The organism is Nonomuraea sp. NPDC059023 (genome assembly GCF_042740095.1).
Lineage (GTDB): Bacteria > Actinomycetota > Actinomycetes > Streptosporangiales > Streptosporangiaceae > Nonomuraea.
Window position 1 is genome coordinate 1 of sequence record NZ_JBHYIO010000004.1, and the last position, 17,570, is coordinate 17,570.

The following is a 17,570-nucleotide window of genomic DNA, read 5'->3' on the forward strand; positions in this document are numbered from 1 at the left end:
GCCCGCCGGGCCCGCGCCGCCGGGTCACGCCCACCGACACCCGACGCCGTCGCCGGCCATCCGACCGGCGATGATGAGGGGATGACGTTGAGGATCGACATCGGCGGCCTGCCGTCCGGGCGGCTGCGGTTCGCCGCCTCCCCGCTGGCCGAGCTGACGGCGATGCTGCACGTGCTGGCGGAACCCGGGCACCACCCGCAGCTCGCCGGCTGGGCCGGGGACGTCTGGGCCGGGCTGCGGCCGGAGCTGGCCGAGCGGCTCAGGGAGGCGGAGTTCCTCTGGCGTTCCTCACGAGCCGACTTCCTGGTGCCCGCTCGTCCCCGGCCGACCCTCGCCGAGGAACTGGACGACGTGGACCGGATCGACGACGAAACCTACGTGACCGCCGCGCTCGTCACCACGTGCGGCAGCAACCGGGTCCACTTCGCCGCGCCGTCGCCGCTCGCCGACGCGACGGCGCGCGAGCGGGCCCTGGACCTGGCCCAGGCCCGCGGCGCGCTCCAGGAGGCCTTCGCGGAACGGCTGCTCGCCGACCCTGCCGCCGTGCGGGCACGGGTGCGCCACACCCTCGAACAGTGCGCCGAGGCCTTCTTCGACGCCGCCTGGACGGGCGTCGCCGCACCGCTCGCCGCCGACCTGCGCCTGAAGAACGACCTGCTGAAACGCAAGGGCATCGGGGCGGCGCTCGCGTCGGTCTCCGGCGCCGTCACCCTGTCGCCGGACGGCGACAGCATCGTCGTGGACAAGCTGCAGGACAAGGCGACCACCGCCACCGGGGTCACCTTCCTGCCCAGCGTCTTCGGCCGCCCGCACCTGGTGACGGTCCACGCGCCCGGGTGGCAGCCGGTGGTGCAGTACCCCGTGGCCGAGGCGAGCCCATCGAAGCCGGTGTCGCTGGAAACCGTCACGCTCCGGCTGGAGGCCCTCGCCCATCCGGTACGGCTGCGCCTGCTGCGCACCCTCGCCCGCGGCCCGCACACCACCGGTGAGCTGGCCCACGCCTGGGAACTTTCACCCCCGGAGGTGTCCCGCCACCTGGCTGTCCTGCGCCGCGCGGGCCTGCTCACCGCCCGGCGGCACGGTCGGTACGTCCGCTACACCGTCAATCTCCCCGACCTGACGGCGCTGGGCGCCGACCTGCTGACGGCCGTACTGCGCTGAGCAGGCTCGGCACACGTGCCGTGGCTGGGGGAACGGCTCGATGCGCCTCTGGAACCCGTGCGATCGCAGGTCAGGGGCGCGTTCGGGCAGCCTCGCGCGACCTGGTGGGACGTCCGGCGGGATTGGCGCGACCCAGCGGGTGAGTGACAATGGGTGGGTGATCACCTTCGCGTGGATTCTGCTCGTCCTGGCCTCGCTCAACGCCGCGCTGGGCGTCCACAGCGTGATCATCGACCGGGCGCCGTCCTGGGCCTTCTGGCTGAACAGGCGGCGCCACAGTCGTCTCGGCGGCTGGGGCAATCTCCTGATGGCCGCGTTCGTGGCCCTGCTGGTGATCGTCCAGAACGCCGAAATGCCGTACGGGGTGGAGATCTCGTTGATCGCGGTACAGTTCATGGCCGCCATGGGCGCGACCGTCCTGTGGGTTGTCGAAGCGGGCCGTCAGCGCGCGTAGCCGTTCAAGAGCCCGGCGGGTACGGCGGGCCGAGGCTCCATACCCGCACCCCGCCGTCGTCCCCCGCCGACACCGCCACCCGCCGATCGTCCAGCACCCCGATCGCCACCGCCTCGATCAGCCCCCGGTGGCCGAGGAACGGCGCGCCGATCGGCGCCCCGGTGGCCAGGTCCCACACCCGTACGGTCTCGTCCCTGTACCCGCCGGACACCACCACGGCGCGGCCGTCGTCCAGTTCGCCCGCCGCCAGCCCCAGGGCCCAGCTCCGGTGACCGGTGAACGGCCGGCCGATCGGCGCCCCGGTCACCAGGTCCCAGACGCGTACCGAGTGGTCGCCGTCGCCGCCGCCGGAGATCGCCACCTGGCGGTCGCCGAGCCGTCCCACCGTCATCGACTCCACGGGCCCGCTGTGGCCTGCCGCGCGTTCGGCCACCTTCGCGCCGGTGGCCAGGTCGGAGATGAGGATCCTGCCGTCGTGGCCGCCGGAGGCCACGACGGACTCTCCTGCCGCGACGGCCAGCACCCAGGCCGGATGGCCTTCGATGGGTCCGCCTATGGGTGCGCCGCCGGTCAGGTCCCACCGGCGTACCGTGTGATCCTGACCGCCGGAGACGGCCACGGGACGGCCGTCCAGCAGGCCGACGGACACCGACTCGACCGAGCCCCGGTGGCCCGCGAACGGTTCGTGGATCGGTGCGCCGGTCGCCAGGTCCCACAGGCGTACCGTGCCGTCGAGGCCGCCGGACACCACGACGGGGGCGTCGCGCAGCAGGCCCGTCGCCACCGACCAGATCGGTCCTTCATGGCCCTGCAGAGGCGCGCCCACGGGGGCGCCGGTGGCCAGGTCCGCCACGGCGATGGTCCCGTCGTAGCCGCCGCTGACCACGACCGGGCGGCCGTTCACCTGGCTCAGCGCGAGCGACAGCATCCACTGCTGGCGGCCCGTGACCGGCCGGCGGACCAGGCTGCCGAACGGCAGGCCCGGGGTGGTGGAGAACAGGCCGTAGACCGCGGGCACCGCGGCGACCAGGACGCCCGCCGCCAGCACCCGCATCATGCGGCGGCGGCCCACGGCCACGCGCGGAGCCGCCAGCGGGCGCTCATGCGTCAGGGCGGTCAGGAGGTCGGCGACCGCGGGCCGGGAGGCGGGGTCCTTGGCCAGGCAGGAGGTCAGCAGCGGGCGCAGACGGCCGGGTACGCCGGTGAGGTCGGGCTCGCGGGTCATGATCGCGTTGAGGATCGCACCGGGGGTCGAGCCGGGGAAGGCCCGGTGTCCGGAGGCGGCGTACACCATGGTCGCGGCCCAGGCGAACACGTCCGACGCCACACTGGCGACGGCGCCGCCGAGTAACTCGGGGGACATGTACGCGGGCGTGCCCACCAGGCCGGAGGCGGTGGTGGAGTGTTCGAGTGCGCGGGCGATGCCGAAGTCGATGACCACCGGCCCCTCCTGGCCCATGATCACGTTGCCGGGTTTGAAGTCCCGGTGCACGACGCCGGCCCGGTGGATCGCCTGCAGCGCCATCAGGGTGGTGATCGCCAGCCGGTCCAGGCCGCCGCCGGTGCGCGGCCCGTCCCGCTTCACGAGCCGCTCCAGGGACGGGCCCTGGACGTACTCACTGACCAGGTACGGTCGCCCGCCCGCGATCCCCGCGTCCAGCACGCGCGCGGTGCAGAAGGCGGCCACGCGGCGGGCGATCTCGGTCTCGCGCAGGAAGCGCTCCTGGGCCCGGTCGTCGCCGGCCATGCGGGCGTGCAGCGTCTTGACGGCCACCGGGCGCCCCTGCGGGGTCCGGCTCAGGTAGACCACCCCCTGGCCGCCGCTGCCCAGGACGCCGGTCAGCGGGTAGTCCGCGATCCGGAGCGGATCGCCTTCGGCCAGCGGGTGCGGTTCGGACGTGAAGTTTCCCTCTCCCGGCCCCACAGGCGAACGGTACAAGCCGCCGGGAGAGAGGGGAAGGCGCATCCGTCAGGCGGCGTCGAGGGCTTCGGTGATCTTGCGCGCCATCTCGGTCATGGTGGGGCCGGGCTCGCCCTGGTGGCTCCGGGCGGCGGCCTCGACGGCGACGACGACGGTGCGGCGGAAGTTGTCCGCCTCGGCCGGATCCTGCTGCTTGAGCAGGTTCACGGCCGTGGTCAGGGCCGGTAGCACCTGGTCGGCGAGTTCGGCGACGGACTTGCCGTACTTCACGCCCTTGGGCGCCTTGGTGATCACGTGGCCGACCGGGCCGGTCGCCGAGGTCAGGGCGAGCGAGCCGTGGGTGGCGGCCTTGTGGGCCGAGACGGCCGCGCCCGCGGCGGACATCAGGGAGACGGCGCCCCAGGCGGCGAGGCGGAGGGTGAGCGTGTCCTGGTCGGTGAGGGTGATGGACATGGTGGGTGCTCCTTCGAGTCTGTCGCCGGGTCTCGCTGACCCGTTCATGAGCCCAACCTTCGCCGAGCGTCCTGATCCCGGGCCGTCGCCGTCCTGATACGGCGCCTGACACGGCACCGCCGCCGATGGTTTCCTGTCGGGGGCGGACGGCATGATGTGCTCATGAGTGAGACGTTGACCTTGCCCGGCGCGGTGGACGCCGCCGCTCTGCTGTCCCTGTCCGATGAGCACCACGCCCGCGCCGTCCGCGCGCTCGGCGTCCGTGCGGCCGGCGGTCACCTGGTGAAGGTGTACGCGCTGGAGAAGCCGGGCCGGAGCGCCATCGACACGCAGACCGGCCTGGACCTCGCCGGCGGGCACCTCGCGCTTGGCGCCCTGCGCGGTTCCCTGGGGTTGTCGGTGCTGATCCTGCATGCCGGAGGCGACGGCGACTACGTCATCATCCATACCTGGATCGAGGGCCACATGTCCGACCTCGCGATCTTCGTCGGCCCCGCGGGCGACCCCGCCGGGCTGCGGCCGGGCCGGGCGGGGCTGGCGCCGTGCGTGTGGGAGGCCGCGATCCTGGCGCACGAGCGGGAGGCGTTCGTGCGCCACGTGCTCGACGGTGACGGGCCGATCGGGCGACGGGTGTCCGCGTGGAGCGCCGACGTGATCTCCGGGGAGGTCCGTTGAATGCTCGTGTACGGCCGGCCGTACCCGCCGACCTGCCCCGCGTCGCCGAGCTGGCCACCGAGCACACCGCCTACGAGAAGGCCCCGCCACCCCCGCCCGACCTGGCCGGGCGGCTGTCGGCCCTGCTGTTCGGCGCCGCGGTTCCCCGGCTGCGCTGCCTGGTGGCCGAGACGCCGTCCGGCGAGGTGGTCGGCTACGCCACCTGCGCGGCCGAGGTGTCCACGTGGGCCGGGTCGGAGTACCTGCACATGGACTGCCTGTTCCTGAACGAGGCCAGCCGGGGCCACGGCCTCGGGCGGCTGCTCATGGCGGCGGTGGTGGAGCTGGCGCGGGAGCTGGGCCTGCCGTATGTGCAGTGGCAGACGCCGGTCTGGAACGAGGGCGCCATCCGCTTCTACGATCGCCTGGGCGCCCGCTCGCTGGAGAAACACCGCTACACCCTGGACGTCTGAGCCGTGTCGAACTGGCGATTACTCAAGATCGTGCTCAGGACGCAACCCTCCGCGCTGATCCCTTACTGGCTGTTCAGCATTCCCTGGCTGTTGTGGACGTGCGTCGCCGTGGGTGCGGGCGGGTGCTGGTTCTTCCTGCGGCTCGGCGGAGCCGGGGTCTGGCCGTGGACGTTGCTCTTCGCGGTGACCATGGGGCTCTGCGCGTGCGTCGCCGGCGTCAGGAGCTACTCCTGGCAGAACCCGCGGCTGTCGCTGCGGAGGCAGCCGCGGCTGGCCGCCGTGGTGAAGGACGCGGCCCGGACGGCCGGGTTCCGCCGCATACCCCAGATCCGGATCAGCGCCTTCGTATTGACCGGCGTCGCCAGGAACTGGCACGGCAAGCCCCGGTTGCGGATCGGGCTGCCGCTGCTCCTGCAGTTGCCCGAGGACGAACTGCGCGCCCTGCTGATCATCGAGCTGACCCGGCTCAAGAACGGCACGTACCGCAAGCACCTGCTCATGGATCTGTACGGGGACGAACTCCTGAAGCCGACCCCGTGGCAGGCGGAGATCGTCGCGGCCGTCCGGGAGATCCGCCGGACCGACTGGCTGGCCGGGGCCGAACTGGCCGGGCAGGAGCCGGTCGCGGCGGTGCTGCGGCGGTTTCTGGTGAGCATCTGGGCCTTCGACTGGTTCATGGCCCATGCCCCGGGCACACCCGGCGACGTCTACGAGGCCTTTTCCTGGAAGCTCCGCCACGACCGGCTGGCCGGGCGGATCGGGCCCAACGTCTGGTACTGGATGCGGGCCAACTCGGCGTGCGCCGAGGGCCGCGCCATGGACGACCTGGGCTGGAGCGACGGGCCCGCCCCGGAACCGGCGGACGCTCCCGTCGTGACCGAGGTGCCGCGGCGGTTCGTCGACCGCCTCCTCGCGGGGATCAGCCGCGGGACCGGCGCGACCCCGAACCTCGCCGGCCTCGGCCGGGACCAATGGCTCGCCAACGCGAACGAGCTTCGCCGGACGGTGATCGAGGCGGCCGGCACGTTGCTCGGCAGGGACGCCGACGACGACGATGTGATCGCGCTGGTCCGCGAGGGCAAGGCGGCGGACCTGCGGTGGTGGCACACGCAGTTTCCGTGCCCTCACCCCAACCGCGACGTCTGCACGCTGCTCCCGATTCTTCAGGTGAAAGCCTTGAAGCTGGGATATGTCGCGAAGCATCCCTACCGGCAGCGGGAGCTGGCCGGGCCGGACGGCCATCTGATAGACGTCGTGGAGCTCGCACGCGACGGAGGAGACATGCGCGACCCCGACGAGGACGCCCGGCGGCTGGCGGCCGAATCCCTGGCCGGCGGCGACGCCACCGGCTGGTTCGAGAGGCTCTACGCCGAGGCCGCCTCCGGCGCGGCCGTCGTGCCCTGGGACTCCGGCACCCCGCACCCGCTGCTCGTCGAGTGGTCGCAAGGGTCGCAGGGGGACGGACGGCGGGCCATGGTGGTCGGGTGCGGGCTCGGAGACGACGCCGAGTACGTGGCCGGGCTCGGCTACGCCACGACCGCCTTCGACGTCTCCGAATCGGCCGTCAGGGGCGCCAGGACCCGCTTCCCCGAGTCGGCCGTCGATTATTCCGCTGCTGACCTGCTGGATCTGCCGGGGGAGTGGCGCGGGGCGTTCGACCTGGTCGTGGAGATCATGACGGTGCAGGCGCTGCCCGAGGACCTGCACCCGCCGGCCATCGCCGCCGTGCGGGAACTGGTGGCGCCGGGCGGCACGCTGCTGGTCATCGCCTCGGCCAGGGACGAGGGCGGGCCCGTGTACGCGCCGCCGTGGCCGCTGACCCCGGCAGAGGTCGCGGCCTTCGGCGAGGGCGGGTTCGCCGCCGCGATCGAGGAGATCGGAGACGGGGAACGCCGCCGCTGGCGCGCCGCCTTCCGCAGGGGCTGAGCCGTACCGGAGAAAGGGGGGTCAGAGGACGCCGCAGCCGTCGCCGAGGCTCTTTGTGGGGTCTAGTGAGGTGGTTTTGCGGGGTTTCGGGGTGCTGGAGCCGGACGGCGTGGCGCTCGCGGCGGCGGCCGGGCGGCGCTCCGCCGAGTCGCGGATGGCCTTGGTGGAGATCTGGCGGATCTTGTCCCAGTCGGGGTAGCCGGTGCTGATCAGCGGCGGGACGAACTGGATGCTGGACACCTTCGCGTTCTTGACCTTCAGGGCCAGCGGCACCAGGTGGGCGAGCATGTTGCGGGGGATGTCGGTCCTGATGAGTTCCTTGGTGGCCAGCGCGATCTTGTTGAACCGGGTCAGAACCGTCGCCGGGTCGGACTGGTCGAGCAGGGCGGCGATGACGCAGCGCTGGCGGCGCATCCGGGTGTAGTCGTCGGAGTAGGTGCGCGAGCGGGCGTACCACATGGCGTCGCCGCCGTTGAGCTTGCGCGTGCCCGCCTTGACCAGGCCCTCGTTGTACTTGCCGAACACGACGTCCTTCTCCACGCTGATCGTCACGCCGCCGATGGCGTCGATCAGCTTGGCGAAGCCCCACATGTTGACCAGGGCGTACCAGTCGACCTTGACGCCTAGGGTGTGGCCGATCGTGTCCATGAGGACCTTGGCGCCCTGGTGGGTGCGGCCGCCGAAGATCTCCGGGTGCGCGTCGGCGTACTCCCAGACGCTGTTGAGCAGGTCGCTGCGGCCGCCGCCGGGGTCGGCGGGCAGGCGGAAGCCGTTCGGGAAACGCTCGGCCATCGGCGTGCCGGGACGGAAGCGCACGTTCTCCAGGTTGCGCGGCAGGCTCATCAGCACGGTGTTGCCGGAGGCGACGTCGATGCTGGCGAGGTTCATGCTGTCGGTGCGCACGCCGGTCCTGTGGGTGTCGGCGTCGCCGCCGAGCAGCAGGATGTTGACGCGTTCGCGTCCCGCCCACGGGTCGACCGGGCGGCCCTGCTGTTGCGGCCGGTCCGCCTGGGGCTCGTCGGGGGCGAAGATGTTGCCGATCGTGCTGTGGATGGTCCAGACGGTCTGGGCGGCGTAGGCGAAGGGCGTGATGACCGCCACCGCGAGCAGCCCGGCGAGCGTTCCGGTGAGGATCTGCGCGTTCTGCGGCAGCCGCCCGGGGCTGAGCACGATGAACGTGTGCACGACCAGCGCGAACCAGGCCAGCCCGAGCACGAGCGAGCCGATCGCGATCGTCCGCAGCCAGTTGACGGCCGTTCCGAACAGGTCGCCGTCGGCGGTCAGGGCGACGAGGAGCAGAGCGAGGAGCCCGGCCGCGTAACAGCCGAGCAACGCCAGGCCGGTCCTACGCCAGCCGGCCCGCAGATGGCCCGCCCCTGGCACGAGCGCCGACAACAAGGTCCATCCCAGGACCGCGCCGGTGCTCACCGGTACCTTGCTCCGTGACACACCCATCCCCGCTTCCCCGCGCAGTCCACCGTAGGCCGCTTTGGGGCGGCAGCATACGGATGGAATGCGAAATATGACGTTAGTGGAGAGTGAACATCAGTAACCGAATAAGATTCGGTCCATGGCATTCTCCGAGATCGACTACACCGTGACGGACGGTGTCGCCACCGTCACATTGAAGCGTCCCGAACGCCTGAACGCCTTCACCTTTACGATGCGCGGTGAGTTGATCGACGCTTTCGACAGGAGCGACGCCGACGACGAGGTACGCGCGGTCGTCGTCACCGGCGCCGGCCGGGCGTTCTGCGCCGGTGCCGACCTGTCCGGCGGGGGCAAGACCTTCGGCCACGGCAAAGGGGAACTGATCGACGGCTACCCGCGCGACGGCGGCGGCACGGTCGCGCTGCGCATCGCCGCGAGCCTCAAACCGGTCATCGCCGCCGTCAACGGCCCCGCCGTCGGCGTGGGCGCCACGATGACCCTCCCCATGGACGTACGGCTGGCCGCCGACACCGCCCGCTTCGGCTTCGTCTTCGCCCGCCGGGGCATCGTCACCGAGGCCGCGTCGAGCTGGTTCCTGCCGAGGATCGTCGGCATCGCCCAGGCCATGGAATGGTCGGCCACCGGCCGGATCTTCGACGCCGCCGAGGCGCTCGGCGGACGGCTCGTCTCCCGCCTCTACCCGGCCGCCGACCTTCTGCCCGCCGCCCACGCCCTGGCCCGCGAGATCGCCGGCAACACCTCGGCCGTCTCCGTCGCCGCCATCCGCAGGCTCATGTGGTCCGGCCTGTCGGCGGACAGTCCCTGGCAGGCGCACGCCGCCGACTCCCGCCTCATGGCCGAGCTGGGCGGCGCCCCCGACGCGGTCGAAGGCGTCACCGCGTTCCTGGAGAAACGCCCCGCCGCCTTCCCGATGAAGGTGAGCACAGACCTGCCCGAGGGGCTGCCGGAATGGCCGTATCGTGATGAACATGTATGAGAGCACTGTCCTCCCGCTCCCGCCCGACGCCGAGGGCGAGGTCATCGCGACCCTTCTGACCAGGAGGGCGCAGGCCCCCACCGGCCGGGCCGTTCTCTACATCCACGGCTTCACCGACTACTTCTTCCAGGACCACCTCGCCGACCACTACCTGGCCCAGGGCGTCGACTTCTACGCCCTCGACCTGCGCAAGTACGGCCGGTCCCTGCTCCCGCACCAGACCCGCGGCCTGATCAGGAGCGTCACCGACTACTTCCCGGAGATCGACGAGTCGGTCCGCATCATCCGGCGCGACCACGACTCGCTCACGCTCAACGCCCACTCCACCGGCGGCCTGGTCGCCGCCCTGTGGGCCGACCGGGTACGCGGCCGCGGCCTCACCCAGGGGCTGGTGCTCAACAGCCCGTTCCTCGACCTCAACGTGCCGGCCCCGGTCCGCCTGGCCGCGGACCTCCTCAAGACCCCGCTCTCCTACTCCAACCGGGCGCTGCCCCTCGGTGTCAGCACCGCCTACGGCCAGAGCCTGCACCGCTCGTCCGGCGGCGAATGGGACTACGACCTGGAGCTCAAGCCGCTCGGCGGCTTCTCCGTGCACGCCTCCTGGCTGGCCGCCATCCGCCGCGCCCAGCGCCGCCTGCACAAGGGACTCGACGTCGACGTCCCGGTGCTGGTCCTGGCCGCGAGCAACGGGCTGCGCGTACGCGACTTCGTACCCGAGGCCCGCTCCGCCGACATCGTCCTGGACCCGCGGCAGATCGCCCGCTGGGCCACCGCGATCGGCCCCCACGTCACCTGCGTGCGCATCACCGACGGCATCCACGACCTGGTGCTGTCCGCCGAACCCGCCCGCAAGCAGGTCTTCGCCGAGATCGACCGCTGGAGCGCCGCCTTCATCAACTGAACGGGACGGCTACCAGGGGAAGGAGAACAGGCCGTAGTAGGCGGCGGCCACGAGCAGCAGCCCGGTCCCGCCGGCCACCCCGGCGATCGCCACGTGCTGCCAGCGGCTCGGCTGCCAGCCCTCGCGCAGCCCCGACACCACCGCGGCGACCGCGGTGACCTCCTGGATGAGCAGCAGCACGGCCAGCGCCCGCACCAGCAGCCACCCGGCCAGCACCGCGGGCCAGGCGCCCGCCTGGTTGATCGAGAACATCACCAGCAGTCCGATGAACCCGCCCACCGAGATCAGCAGCGCCAGGCCCGTCCAGGCCATACGGTGCAGGCGGCGCCGGATCGGGGGCCACAGCCTGGCGTTCGTCTCGGCCGTGGCGCGCTTGTGGCCGCGCAGCCGTACCACCATGGAGGCGACGGGACCGGCCACGTAGCCGACGGCGGCCAGGCAGATCGTCAGCCCCAGCATCGTCCCGCCCGCGTACCACGGCGCGGCGGGCACGTCGGCGGCCTCGAAGCGCTGCACGGGCGTCGCGCCCGCCATGTGCACCTGTGGCCGGGCGGTGTGCGGCAGGCCCTTGAGCCAGTTGGCCAGCGTCTCCAGATACCCCTTGGTGAACGGCCCGCCCGACATCCGCAGCGCGTGGTCGCCCTTGTCCATGAAGCGGATCGTGTACTGGTCGTTGCCCGACTCGGTCAGCGCCTTCGTCAGCGCCTGCGTGGACTCCACGAACGGGATCGACGGGTCCGTCGTGCCGTACAGGGCCAGGACGGGCTGCTTGATCTGCCGCAGCGCGGGCATCGCGTCGTAGCGCAGGAAGTTGAATCCGACCCCGCCCATGGCCCTGGTCAGCAGGTCGCGGGGGGCCCCCCCGGCGCGCCCCCCGAGCCCCAGAGCGCTCTGCGCCCCCCCCCCCCCCCCCCCCGGGCCGGGCACCGCGGGCCGCGCCCCCCCGGGGCCCCCCGCAGCCGTAGCAACTGCTCGTTCAGCGCCCAGGCGACCTGCCGCAGCGGCGAGACGTTCGGCGAGGACACGAGTACGGCGAAGCCCACATCAAGGCTCTTGGCCGCGGCGATCGGCACCACCCAGCCGCCCTCGCTCACGCCCCAGAGCCCCACCCGCGACTTGTCGACGCCCGGCTGGTCGCGCAGCCACCGCACCCATCGCAGAGCGTCGTCGGCGAGCAGGCCGAAGTCGCGCTCGCGGAAGGTGTAGCCGATCGTCCGCTTGTCGAACGCGATCGTCGCCACGCCCGCCCTGGCCAGGAACTCCGCCTGCGGGGTGAACTCCTCCCGCGAGCCGTTGCCCGAGCCCGACACGAACACCATCCCCGGGTGGAGACCGGGGGTGAGCGGAAAACGGACCGTTCCTGAGAGCGTCTGGCGCTCGGCGGAGATCGTCACCTCGGTCGTGCGTACCGGCCCCGCCGCCACCACGGGCCTGACCTCCTCGGCCGGCTGCGGCGCGAGGGAACGGAACGCCTGATCCACCTGCAAAGGCGGCGGATCGAACGCCGGCGGCAATGCGTATCCGACGGTCGCCAAAGCCACCAGCACCAAACCTGCGGCAACACTCAAGGTGCCACGGCCTGTGCGCATCGGCCTCCCCATGTGCGCTGGTTTGCCCACTGATCTTCCACCCTACTCCCGGCTCATGTGGCGCAGGGGACCGCATTTGTCGGTGAGACCTGTTAGCTTCCTGCGACATGCGGATCCTGCACACCTCCGACTGGCATCTCGGCCGCGCCTTTCACCGCGAGAGCCTGCTGGAGGGCCAGGCGGCCTTCATCGATCACCTGGTCGAGACCATAATGGCGGAGCGGGTCGACGTGGTGGCAGTCGCGGGTGACGTCTACGACCGGGCGTTGCCGCCGGTCGACGCCGTGGCCCTGTTCGACGAGGCGCTGAGCAGGATCGTCGACGCCGGTGCCCGGATTGTGATGATCAGCGGTAACCACGACTCGGCGCGTCGCCTTGGCGTCGGGGCCTCGTTGCTGGATCGTGCCGGTGTGCACCTGCGCACCGACCCCGACCTCGCCTGGGAGCCCGTCGTCCTCGACGATGTGGCCTTCTACGGCATCCCCTACCTGGAGCCCGAGCTGGTGCGCGGCCCCTGGGAGCTGGCCGAGCGCAGCCACACCGCGGCGCTGGCCCACGCGACGGAGCGCATCCGCGCCTCGGCCGCCCGCCACGCGCGCTCCGTGGCCCTGGCCCACGTGTTCGTGACCGGGGGAGAGGCCAGCGACAGCGAGCGCGACATCAGCGTGGGCGGGGTGGCGCATGTGCCGCTGTCGGCCTTCGCCGGACTCGACTACGTCGCCCTCGGCCACCTGCACGGCCGCCAGCGCATGTCGGAGACCGTGCGCTATTCGGGTTCGCCGCTGGCCTACTCCTTCTCCGAGGTCAACCAGGTCAAGGGCAGCTGGCTGGTGACGCTGGGCGAGGAGCCGGAGTTCGTGCCCGCGCCGGTCCCGCGCCCGATCGGCCGGCTCAGGGGCGAGCTCGAAGACCTGCTGGCCTCGCCCCGCCACGCCGCCTACGAGGACCACTGGCTCCAGATCGTGCTGACCGACGCGGTCCGCCCCAAGTCCGCCATGGACCGGCTGCGCGCCCGCTTCCCGCACACGCTCGCCCTCTCCTTCGAGCCCGCCGGCGCCGCCGAGGCCACCCCGGTCGCCCCCATCAACGGCCGCGCGGAGGCCGAGGTGGCGCTCGACTTCGTCCGTGAGGTACGCGGCGAGCCCGCGTCCGGCGACGAGGAAGACCTGCTCAGGCTGGCCATCGAGGCATCGAGGATCAAGGAGGCGATGGCCTAGATGCGGCCGCACCTGCTGACGCTCACCGCGTTCGGATCGTTCCCGGGCACCGAGACGGTCTCCTTCGACGCGCTGACCGAAGCCGGTCTCTTCCTCGTCCACGGCCCCACCGGCGCGGGCAAGACCACCGTCCTCGACGCGTTGTGCTTCGCGCTGTTCGGCAAGGTCGCCAACGCCCAGCGCGACAGCGCCAGAAGTCTGCGCTGCGACCACGCGCCGCCGGACGTCGGCCCGTCGGTGACGCTGGAGGCGACGCTCAGGGGCCGCCTGCTGCGCGTCGAACGCTCGCCGGCCTGGCAGCGGCCCAAGCGGCGCGGCTCGGGGTTCACCGAGGAGAAGGCCAAGGTCATCGTCCAGGAGCGGTCGGGCTCCACCTGGACGGGGCTGACCACGCGGGCCGACGAGGCGGGCGACCTGATCGGCGGGCTGCTCGGCATGAACGCCGACCAGTTCTGCCAGGTGGCCATGCTGCCCCAGGGCGACTTCGCGCGCTTCCTGCGCTCCGACGGCGACGACCGGCGGCGGCTGCTGGAGCGGCTGTTCACCGTCAAGGTCTACACGCAGGCGGAGTCGTGGCTGGCCGAGCGGCGCAAGCAGGCGTGGCGGGAGCAGCAGGAACTACGCCAGCAGGTCGACTTCGCCATCCAGCGGATCGAGGAGGCTGCGGGCGACGACCTGACCCCGCTCCTGCTCCCGGCCAGTGCGCCCGTCGAGGTGCCCGGCGGAGAACAGGACGCGTTGTTCGAACTGACCGAGCAGCCCGCGACCGTCGAACCTCCAACGGCCGTTGAAGCGCCCACCGCTGTCGGGCCGTCCACGGCTGTGGGGCAGCCGACGACTGGCGAAGCGCCCACCGCCGTCGGGCCGCTCACCGCTGAGGACGATCCGCTCGCATGGGCCGGTGGACTGCTGGCGGCGGCGCGGGCCGTGGTGGCGGGGTCCGCCGATCGGCAGGCCGGGGCGGAGTCGGCGCTGCGCCGGGCCAGGAACGCCTATGAGATGGCCACCGCACTGGCCGAGCGGCAGCGGCGGCACGCGGCGGCCGTCGCGCTCCGCCGTACCCTTGACGAGCGCGCGGAAGAGCGCGCCGACCTGCAGGCGCTGCTCGACGACGCGACCCGGGCCGATCGGGTGCTCCCGCTGGTGACGGCGGCCCGCCAGCGCGCGGAGGCCGCCGCCAAGACCCGCACACTCGCCGCCGACGCCCTCGCCCGCGCCCGTCCCCTCCTTCTCTCCGATGACGCCCACCCGACAGAAGCCCGCACGTCAGAGGCCCGCGCGGTGGAGGGGCGCACGGTCGAGGCGCGGTTGCCCGGTCGGCATGGGCAGCAGGGACGACGGGCGGTCGGGGTTGACGATCCTGAACTGCCCGGCCGGCTGGCGGCGCTGGAGCGGGAGCGGCATGACGAGTCGGCGCGCCTGTCGGAGCTGCTGACCGAGGAGGCGAGGCTGTCGGTGATCCGCCGCGACCTGGCCCGGGTCGAGGACGAGCTCACCGCCCTGGTCACCGACGACGAGAGCACCACCGCCCGCCTCGCCGGGCTGCCCGCCCTGATCGAACAGGCCGAAGGGCTGCTGGCCCAGTCGCGGGTGGACGCCGCGCGGGTTCCCGCCGCCGAGGCCGTGCGGGCCGCCGTGTCCGACATTCTCGACACCGACCGTGAGCTGGTACGGCTGGCCGCCCAGCTCGACACCCTGACCCGCCGCCAGAACGACCTGTCGGCGGCCGCCGCCGACCTGCCAGGAAAGCTGGCCGAGGCGAAGGACGCGCTGGCCCGGGTACGCACGGAGGCCGCCACCGTCCCCGCCGCCATCGCCGCGAGGGACGCGGCGCGCGCCGTCCTGGAGGCCGCCCGCCGCCGCGACGCCCTGACCGGCGAACTCCACACCGCCACCGAAGCCCTCCAGCGCCTGGTGGACGAAGCCCAGCGGCTACGCGAACGCTGGCTCGACCTCCGCCAGGCCCGCCTGGACGGGATGGCCGCCGAACTGGCCCGCGACCTGTCCTCGGGCGCGCCGTGCGCGGTCTGCGGCTCCCCGCACCATCCGAACCCCGCCTCCCCGGCCCCTACGGCTCCCTCCCCGGACGACGAACTCGCCGCCGAGTCCGCCCACGAGGCCGCGCTGGGCCGCCGGGAGGCCGCCGAACTCACCATCGCCACCCTCGAAACCCGCCTGGCCACCGCCACAGAAGCCGCCCACCCGGCACACCCCCACCCCTGGGCTCCGCCACGCCCCTCCGACGGGCGGCACCTCGACACTCAGTCGCCCGACGCGGGACACTCCGGCGCTCAAGGCTCACCGGTTTCCGAAGGTTCGCCGGTTTCCGGAGGCTCACCGGTTTCCGGGGGTGGTTCCGCGCGTGCCGGTGCGGCTGTCGATGGGATGTCCGGTGACGTCCCGGTCGTGCGGGCCGTCATGGCGGCCGAGGGCGTCTCGGCTGGTGGGGGCGCCGAGCAGGGTCGTGGGCTGAGCGTGGAGGACGCCCGGCGGGCGCTCCGGGAGGCCGAGCAGGAGGTGGACCGGCTGCGTGCGGTCGCCGGGCGTGAGCCGGGACTGGCCGCCGAGGTCGAGCGGATCGAGGGGCAGCAGCGGCACGCGGCGGAGCAGGCCCGCGAGGTCGGCGAGGCTATCGCCGCGCAGCGCACCCACCACACCCAGCTGGCCGCAGAACGCGCCCGCCTCATCAACCGCCTCCCCGCTCCCGACACGGACACCACACCCGGCAACACCGTTTCCGGGCATACCGCTCGCACGAGCGAGGCCTCGGAAAGCCCCAGGGTTGTCGCCCGTGCGGATGTCGCACCAGGCGACGATGTCGCGGAGGCCGAGGGTTCGGGCGGATGGGCCGCGGCTGGCGTCGCCTCTGGGGGTGCTGTCTCGGACGGCACCGCCGCTGGTGACACTGCCTCGGGGGGTGTTGCCTCGGGTGCGTGTGTCTCCGGGGGCGGGGGTTCGGTGGCTGTCGATGGGGAGCCCGCGGTCGGGGTGGCCATGTTGCGGGAGGCCGTGGCCGAGGTGGATCGGTTGCGGCGGTCGGCCGGGCGGGAGGCGGTGCTGGCCGGGCAGGTGGAGCGGTTGCACCGGGAGCGGGCCGAGCTGGAAGAACGGTTGCGGCGGGTGACCGCTCGGGTGGCGGCCTGCCGTACCCGGCAAGAAGAGCTGAGCGGTGACGCGGGACGGCTGGCGGCGCGGCTGGACGGTGCGCGCGGCGACGACCCCACGCTGGCGGCGCGGTTGTCACGGCTGGGGGACGAGGCCGAGTTGCTGCGTGAGGCGCTTGAGGCGACGGCGCGCGCGGTGCGGGCGGCGCAGGAACGGGATGCGGCGCGGCAGGAGGCGGAGCGGGCGGCGGCCGAGGCGGAGTTCGCCGATGTGGACGAGGCGCTCGCGGCGGCGCGCCCGGACGAGGAGCGCGAGCGTAAGGCGGAGCTGCTGCGGGAGCTGGACGCGCAGTACGCGGCGGTGACGAGCACGCTGGCCGATCCCGCGCTGGTCGCGGCGGCCGGCGAGGCGGCGCCTGATCTGGCGGAGCTGGAGGCGGGGCGGGGGCGGGCCGAGGAGGAGTACGCGGCGCTGGTCTCCTCGCGGGATCAGGCTCAGGCCAGGGCCCGGCGGCTCGACGAGCTGTGCGGGGAGTTGCGCGGGTGCCTGGAGCGGTGGGAGCCGGCCGCGGCGGCGCATCGGCTGGCCGAGCGGATGGCGTCGCTGGCCTCGGGCACCTCCGGGGACAACCAGTGGAACATGAGCCTGTCGTCGTTCGTGCTGGGCGAGCGGCTGCGGCAGGTCGTGGCGGCGGCCAACGACCGGCTGGATCACATGTCGGGCGGGCGCTACCAGCTCCAGCACGACCTGCGCAAGACGGCCGGGGCGCGTGGCCGGTCGGGTGGCGGGCTGGGGCTGCGGGTGGCCGACGGCTGGACCGGCGTCGACCGGGATCCGGCCACGTTGTCCGGCGGCGAGAGCTTCATCACCTCGCTGGCGCTGGCGCTCGGGCTGGCCGACGTGGTGACCGCGGAGGCGGGCGGCGCCGAGATCGGGACGCTGTTCGTGGACGAGGGGTTCGGCACGCTTGACGAGGACACCCTGGACGGCGTTCTGGACATCCTGGACGGCCTGCGGAACGGCGGCCGCGCGGTCGGGATCGTCAGTCACGTCGCCGAACTGCGCACCCGGATTCCGGCGCAGCTCAGGGTGACCAAGACGCGTACCGGCTCGACGTTGTCGGTGGCCGGGGTCAGCGGGTGAACCACCAGACGGCCACGACGACGGCGCCGATCACGAGGGCGACGGCGTACAGCAGGAGAGCCCGGCCGAGGCGGTGGCGGACGTAGCCGGGGCGGTGGCGGTCTGCGGTCATCGACCCAGTGTGTCAAGGAATCGGGGAGATGTT

The 17,570-nt window shown here is 72.8% G+C and carries 15 protein-coding genes; 9 read left to right on the plus strand and 6 right to left on the minus strand.

Features of this window, described 5'->3' with window-relative positions:
* A partial coding sequence (locus tag ACFWYW_RS08225; RefSeq protein WP_379640935.1) for a DUF5937 family protein occupies positions 1 to 1,161 on the plus strand: 1,161 nt, incomplete at its 5' end.
* 157 nt (positions 1,162 to 1,318) lie between these two features.
* Positions 1,319 to 1,615: a hypothetical protein gene (locus tag ACFWYW_RS08230; protein WP_379618938.1), complete on the plus strand. Its 297-nt coding sequence runs from the start codon at positions 1,319 to 1,321 to the stop codon at positions 1,613 to 1,615.
* A gap of 4 nt (positions 1,616 to 1,619) precedes the next feature.
* Here ACFWYW_RS08230 and ACFWYW_RS08235 read toward each other — a convergent pair whose 3' ends face one another.
* Complete coding sequence (locus ACFWYW_RS08235; RefSeq protein WP_379640936.1) at positions 1,620 to 3,539, minus strand: serine/threonine-protein kinase; 1,920 nt, start codon at positions 3,537 to 3,539, stop codon at positions 1,620 to 1,622.
* A 45-nt stretch (positions 3,540 to 3,584) separates the two neighbouring features.
* Positions 3,585 to 3,989, minus strand: a complete 405-nt coding sequence (locus tag ACFWYW_RS08240; RefSeq protein ID WP_379613542.1) for a hypothetical protein — start codon at positions 3,987 to 3,989, stop codon at positions 3,585 to 3,587.
* Between the two features lie 162 nt (positions 3,990 to 4,151).
* Here ACFWYW_RS08240 and ACFWYW_RS08245 point away from each other — a divergent pair, with 162 nt between their 5' ends.
* Genes ACFWYW_RS08245 through ACFWYW_RS08255 form a run of 3 tightly spaced genes read left to right on the plus strand, consistent with a single transcriptional unit; the run spans position 4,152 to position 7,042 of the window.
* A complete protein-coding gene (locus ACFWYW_RS08245) occupies positions 4,152 to 4,664 on the plus strand; it encodes a hypothetical protein (RefSeq protein WP_379613539.1) in 513 nt (170 codons plus the stop codon).
* The gene (locus ACFWYW_RS08250; RefSeq protein ID WP_379613537.1) at positions 4,661 to 5,116 is read left to right on the plus strand and encodes a GNAT family N-acetyltransferase; all 456 of its coding nucleotides are present in this window, start codon (positions 4,661 to 4,663) and stop codon (positions 5,114 to 5,116) included. Before ACFWYW_RS08245 ends, ACFWYW_RS08250 begins: the two co-directional genes overlap by 4 nt.
* Before the next feature lie 3 nt (positions 5,117 to 5,119).
* Complete coding sequence (locus ACFWYW_RS08255; RefSeq protein ID WP_379613535.1) at positions 5,120 to 7,042, plus strand: methyltransferase domain-containing protein; 1,923 nt, start codon at positions 5,120 to 5,122, stop codon at positions 7,040 to 7,042.
* A gap of 21 nt (positions 7,043 to 7,063) precedes the next feature.
* Here the strand turns inward: ACFWYW_RS08255 and ACFWYW_RS08260 are convergent, their stop codons facing one another.
* Positions 7,064 to 8,470 carry an LCP family protein gene (locus ACFWYW_RS08260; RefSeq protein WP_379640332.1) on the minus strand — a complete coding sequence of 469 codons (1,407 nt, stop codon included), beginning with the start codon at positions 8,468 to 8,470 and terminating at the stop codon, positions 7,064 to 7,066.
* 142 nt (positions 8,471 to 8,612) lie between these two features.
* On the opposite strand from ACFWYW_RS08260, the gene ACFWYW_RS08265 reads away from it, so the two are divergent.
* Together ACFWYW_RS08265 and ACFWYW_RS08270 are read left to right on the plus strand one after the other, a co-directional pair.
* Positions 8,613 to 9,470 carry a crotonase/enoyl-CoA hydratase family protein gene (locus ACFWYW_RS08265; protein WP_379613531.1) on the plus strand — a complete coding sequence of 286 codons (858 nt, stop codon included), beginning with the start codon at positions 8,613 to 8,615 and terminating at the stop codon, positions 9,468 to 9,470.
* Entirely contained in the window at positions 9,463 to 10,371 is a 909-nt protein-coding gene (locus ACFWYW_RS08270) for an alpha/beta hydrolase (protein WP_379613528.1), read from the plus strand. The genes ACFWYW_RS08265 and ACFWYW_RS08270 overlap by 8 nt, the downstream gene beginning before the upstream one ends.
* Before the next feature lie 9 nt (positions 10,372 to 10,380).
* On the opposite strand, the gene ACFWYW_RS08275 is transcribed toward ACFWYW_RS08270, so the two are convergent.
* Together ACFWYW_RS08275 and ACFWYW_RS08280 are read right to left on the minus strand one after the other, a co-directional pair.
* Complete coding sequence (locus tag ACFWYW_RS08275) at positions 10,381 to 11,202, minus strand: hypothetical protein (protein ID WP_379640334.1); 822 nt, start codon at positions 11,200 to 11,202, stop codon at positions 10,381 to 10,383.
* A gap of 8 nt (positions 11,203 to 11,210) precedes the next feature.
* On the minus strand, positions 11,211 to 11,852 hold the full coding sequence (locus ACFWYW_RS08280) for an alpha/beta hydrolase family protein (RefSeq protein WP_379640938.1): 642 nt from the start codon (positions 11,850 to 11,852) through the stop codon (positions 11,211 to 11,213).
* A gap of 215 nt (positions 11,853 to 12,067) precedes the next feature.
* On the opposite strand from ACFWYW_RS08280, the gene ACFWYW_RS08285 reads away from it, so the two are divergent.
* Together ACFWYW_RS08285 and ACFWYW_RS08290 are read left to right on the plus strand one after the other, a co-directional pair.
* On the plus strand, positions 12,068 to 13,177 hold the full coding sequence (locus ACFWYW_RS08285) for an exonuclease SbcCD subunit D (protein ID WP_379613524.1): 1,110 nt from the start codon (positions 12,068 to 12,070) through the stop codon (positions 13,175 to 13,177).
* Positions 13,178 to 17,425, plus strand: coding sequence for an AAA family ATPase (locus ACFWYW_RS08290; RefSeq protein ID WP_379613522.1), 4,248 nt, complete (start codon positions 13,178 to 13,180; stop codon positions 17,423 to 17,425).
* Here the strand turns inward: ACFWYW_RS08290 and ACFWYW_RS08295 are convergent.
* Positions 17,415 to 17,537: a hypothetical protein gene (locus tag ACFWYW_RS08295; RefSeq protein WP_379613520.1), complete on the minus strand. Its 123-nt coding sequence runs from the start codon at positions 17,535 to 17,537 to the stop codon at positions 17,415 to 17,417. The two genes, ACFWYW_RS08290 and ACFWYW_RS08295, sit on opposite strands and share 11 nt — an antisense overlap.
* Between the last annotated feature and the right edge of the window lie 33 nt (positions 17,538 to 17,570).

Bases quoted from the DNA above. Each gene is read 5' to 3' on its own strand.
- ACFWYW_RS08240 (WP_379613542.1), bottom strand. From the start codon at position 3,989: ATGTCCATCACCCTCACCGACCAGGACACGCTCACCCTCCGCCTCGCC.
- ACFWYW_RS08245 (WP_379613539.1), top strand. From the start codon at position 4,152: ATGAGTGAGACGTTGACCTTGCCCGGCGCGGTGGACGCCGCCGCTCTG.
- ACFWYW_RS08265 (WP_379613531.1), top strand. From the start codon at position 8,613: ATGGCATTCTCCGAGATCGACTACACCGTGACGGACGGTGTCGCCACC.
- ACFWYW_RS08270 (WP_379613528.1), top strand. From the start codon at position 9,463: ATGTATGAGAGCACTGTCCTCCCGCTCCCGCCCGACGCCGAGGGCGAG.
- ACFWYW_RS08275 (WP_379640334.1), bottom strand. From the start codon at position 11,202: ATGGGCGGGGTCGGATTCAACTTCCTGCGCTACGACGCGATGCCCGCG.
- ACFWYW_RS08285 (WP_379613524.1), top strand. From the start codon at position 12,068: ATGCGGATCCTGCACACCTCCGACTGGCATCTCGGCCGCGCCTTTCAC.
- ACFWYW_RS08290 (WP_379613522.1), top strand. From the start codon at position 13,178: ATGCGGCCGCACCTGCTGACGCTCACCGCGTTCGGATCGTTCCCGGGC.
- ACFWYW_RS08295 (WP_379613520.1), bottom strand. From the start codon at position 17,537: ATGACCGCAGACCGCCACCGCCCCGGCTACGTCCGCCACCGCCTCGGC.